This is a genomic window from Mycolicibacterium vaccae NBRC 14118 = CIP 105934 (genome assembly GCF_001552715.1).
Lineage (GTDB): Bacteria > Actinomycetota > Actinomycetes > Mycobacteriales > Mycobacteriaceae > Mycobacterium > Mycobacterium vaccae.
Genome location: NZ_BCRS01000283.1, coordinates 1 through 3,544, shown reverse-complemented (window position 1 = coordinate 3,544; position 3,544 = coordinate 1). Strand labels below are relative to the sequence as shown.

Genomic DNA, 3,544 nt, shown 5'->3' with positions numbered 1-3,544 from the left:
GGGCCGGCCGCGGCCCCGGCGGCGCGTCGGTGGCCGCGGTCGCCGACGCCATCTCCACCGCGCTGGGCTACCCGCGCGGCGGGCGGATCGACGCAGGCAACGAGCTCGCACTCGCCGTCGCCGATGCCCGGTCGGGCGACACCAACCGGCTCAACAACCTGATCAACCAGGCCGAGACCCTGCGGCAGACCGACGGGCAGTTCGTGAACTCCTGCAGCGACGCCCTGAACCGGCCCACCCCCGACCGGGTCAGGGAACTGGTCGTCGCGTGGGCCAAGATGTATCCGCAGTTCGGTGCCGTCGGCGCGCTGGACATGGTGAAGTGCCTGAACTGGCCCAGCGGCAGCACGCCGAAGGAACCCAGCGACCTGAAGATCCCGACGTTGCTGCTCGGTGTGCAGAACAACCCGATCGTCGGCAACGAGGGCGTGGCCGCGGTGGCCGCCACCGCCATCAACGCCGGCTCGGCCAACCGGCGGGTGATCTGGCAGGGCATCGGACACGGCGCGACGATCTACTCACCGTGCGCGCTGCCGCCCGCAATCGAATACCTCAAGACGGGCGAACTCCCGTCCACCGACACGTACTGCCCGGCCTGACGGACCCCGGCGGACGCTACGGTACGGTGCGTGGCGTGCGCGATCTTGTTCTGACGGCTTTCCGGCCTCGCACGGCACCTCCCACCACGGCGTCGGTCCTGCGATCCATCCTGTGGCCGTTGGCGATCATGGCGGTGATCCACCGCAGTTACGTGCTGGTCTTCAACCGCTACATCACCGACGACTTCGCGCCGGTCTATCGCGCGGTCATCAACTTCAAGTTCAACTGGGACATCTACAACGAGCACTTCGACCACGTCGACCCGCACTACCTGTACCCGCCCGGCGGCACCCTCATCATGGCGCCGTTCGGCTACCTGCCCGAAGTGGCGTCGCGCAACTGGTTCATCTTCTTCAACACCGTCGCGATCATCCTGGCCGGCTATTTCCTGCTGCGGCTGTTCAACTACACGATCACCTCGGTCGCCGCGCCTGCCCTGCTGCTGGCCATGTTCTGCACCGAAAGCGTCACCAACACACTGGTGTTCGGCAACATCAACGGCGTCATGCTGCTGCTGGAGGTGCTGTTCTTCCGGTGGCTGCTGGACGGCAACCGCAGTCACGAGTGGTGGGCCGGGGTCAGCATCGGGCTCACGCTGGTGGTCAAGCCGCTGCTCGCGCCGCTGCTGCTGCTGCCACTGCTGAACCGGCAGTGGCGCGCCCTGGTCACGGCGTTCGCGATGCCGGTCGTGTTCAATCTGGCCGCCTGGCCGCTGATCAGCGACCCGATGAACTTCGTCACCCGCACAGTGCCCTACATCCTGTCCACCCGCGACTACTTCAACAGCTCCATCCTGGGCAACGGCATCTACTACGGCCTGCCGATGTGGCTGATCATGTCGCTGCGGGTGGCTTTCGTGGTGCTCGGCGCGGTGTCGCTGTGGCTGCTGTACCGCTACTACCGCGCCCGCGACCCGTTCTTCTGGATGCTGACGTCGTCGGGGGTGCTGCTGACGACGTCCTGGCTGGTGCTGTCCCTGGGCCAGGGCTACTACTCGATCGCGCTGTTCCCGTTCCTGATGACCGTCGTGCTGCCCAACTCGGTGATCCGCAACTGGGTGGCCTGGCTGGCCGCCTACGGCTTCCTGACGATGGACCGCTGGCTGCTGTGGCAGCTGCCCTCCACCGGGCGCGCGTTCGAGTATCTGAGGATCACCTTCGGCTGGTCGCTGCTGATGGTGGTGGTGTTCTCGGTGCTGCTGTACCGCTACCTCGACGCCAAACAGGAGGGCCGCCTCGACGACGGCATCGATCCGCCGTGGGTCACGCAGCGCACGCCGGCGGCCACGCCGTCCGAGTAGCCTGAAACCCATGACAGGTCCCAAGCTGGAACTCACCGACGACCAGTGGCGCGAGCGGCTGACCCCCGAGGAGTTCGCAGTGCTCCGGCGGGCCGGCACCGAGCGCCCGTTCACCGGCGAGTACACCGACACCAAGACCGAGGGCATCTACCAGTGCCGCGCCTGCGGAGCCGAATTGTTCCGCAGCACCGAGAAATTCGAGTCGCACTGCGGCTGGCCGTCGTTCTTCGACCCCGCCGACTCCGACGCGGTGATCCTGCGGTCCGACGACTCGCTGGGCATGCGCCGGGTCGAGGTGCTGTGCGCCAACTGCCACAGCCACCTCGGACACGTCTTCGAGGGCGAGGGTTACCCGACGCCGACCGACCAGCGCTACTGCATCAACTCGATCTCGCTGCGCCTGGTGCCGTCGGGGTCCTAGCGCGCGGCGCTCAGGGCAGCGCCGCGACCAGCTGCTCGACCGAGACCCGCGGGCCGGTGAAGAACGGCGTCTCCTCCCGCACGTGCCGGCGCGCATCGGTGGCCCGCAGATCGCGCATCAGGTCGACGATGCGGTGCAACTCGGGCGCCTCGAAGGCCAGCAGCCACTCGTAGTCGCCCAACGCGAATGCCGGCACCGTGTTGGCGCGGACATCCTTGTACCCGCGGGCGGCCATCCCGTGCTCGGAGAGCATGCGACGACGCTCCTCGTCGGGCAGCAGATACCACTCCAGCGACCGCACGAACGGGTAGACGCAGATGTAGGCGCCCGGCTCCTCACCGGCCAGGAACGCCGGGATGTGGCTCTTGTTGAACTCGGCCGGCCGGTGCAGCGCCACGTTGCTCCACACCGGGGTGGACGCCCGGCCCAGCGCGGTGGTGCGGCGGAAGTCGGCGTAGGTCTTCTGCAACGCCTCGACCGTCTCTGCGTGCGTCCACATCATGAAATCGGCGTCGGCCCGCATACCGGCGATGTCGTAGAGGCCGCGCACCACCACACCCGCATCCTCCTGGCGTTTGAGGAAGGTCGCGGTTTCGTCGACGACGGACGCGCGCGCGTCGTCCGAGGCGTCCAACACCCCCGGCTTCACCGCGAACACCGAGAACATCAGGTAGCGGATCGTCGAGTTCAGTTCGTCGTAATCGAGCTTGGCCATGCGCCTATCGTGCCACGCACGCCGATGTGATCCGGCACGTCACCGGGCGCCCGGCGCACCGCCCACCATCAGCGCCGCCGCGGCGCGCGTCGCCGACGCCACACACGCGGGCACCCCGATGCCGTCCAGGTAGGCGCCGGCGACGGCCAGCCCCTTCGGCAGCCCGGCCCGCAGCTCGGCGACCAGCGCGGCGTGGCCCGGACCGTACTGCGGCATCGCGTCGATCCAGCGGACCACCCGCGCGTCGACCGGGTCCACGCTGATGCCGAACAGCGTCGTGAGGTCCCGGCCCGCCCAGGTGAGCAGATCCTCGTCCCCGGCGCTGCGCGCCAGGTCCTCACCGAAGCGCCCGTAGGACAGCCGGACCATCTCGACGTTGGCCCGCCGGCCCCACTTGCGCGACGACAACGTGACGGCCTTGGTGTGCAGCCGGCCGCGGCCCGCGACGAGCACCCCGGACTGCTCGGGCAGCGGGGTGCCGCCGGGCAGCGCCAGCGCCACGACCGCC

5 protein-coding genes are annotated in these 3,544 nt (G+C 68.7%); 3 read left to right on the top strand and 2 right to left on the bottom strand.

The window, feature by feature from the left end; all coding sequences use genetic code 11:
• From MVA01S_RS29130 to msrB, 3 genes are all read left to right on the top strand, one after another.
• A partial coding sequence (locus MVA01S_RS29130; RefSeq protein WP_174539013.1) for an alpha/beta hydrolase occupies window positions 1–599 on the top strand: 599 nt, incomplete at its 5' end.
• Window positions 600–634: 35 nt separating this feature from the next.
• Entirely contained in the window at window positions 635–1,900 is a 1,266-nt protein-coding gene (gene aftC, locus MVA01S_RS29125) for an arabinofuranan 3-O-arabinosyltransferase (protein ID WP_110765709.1), read from the top strand.
• A gap of 10 nt (window positions 1,901–1,910) precedes the next feature.
• A complete protein-coding gene (gene msrB, locus MVA01S_RS29120; protein WP_003933971.1) occupies window positions 1,911–2,321 on the top strand; it encodes a peptide-methionine (R)-S-oxide reductase MsrB in 411 nt (136 codons plus the stop codon).
• Window positions 2,322–2,331: 10 nt separating this feature from the next.
• On the opposite strand, the gene hemQ is transcribed toward msrB, so the two are convergent.
• Window positions 2,332–3,036 (bottom strand): hydrogen peroxide-dependent heme synthase, encoded by a 705-nt coding sequence (gene hemQ, locus MVA01S_RS29115; protein WP_003933970.1) that lies wholly within the window; start codon window positions 3,034–3,036, stop codon window positions 2,332–2,334.
• A 39-nt stretch (window positions 3,037–3,075) separates the two neighbouring features.
• Window positions 3,076–3,544, bottom strand: a 469-nt coding sequence (locus tag MVA01S_RS29110; RefSeq protein WP_174539012.1) for an FAD-dependent oxidoreductase, incomplete at its 5' end; no start/stop codon positions are given.

What these genes read in the sequence shown, in the direction of transcription:
- msrB (WP_003933971.1), top strand. Translation starts at nt 1,911, where the DNA reads ATGACAGGTCCCAAGCTGGAACTCACCGACGACCAGTGGCGCGAGCGG.
- hemQ (WP_003933970.1), bottom strand. Translation starts at nt 3,036, where the DNA reads ATGGCCAAGCTCGATTACGACGAACTGAACTCGACGATCCGCTACCTG.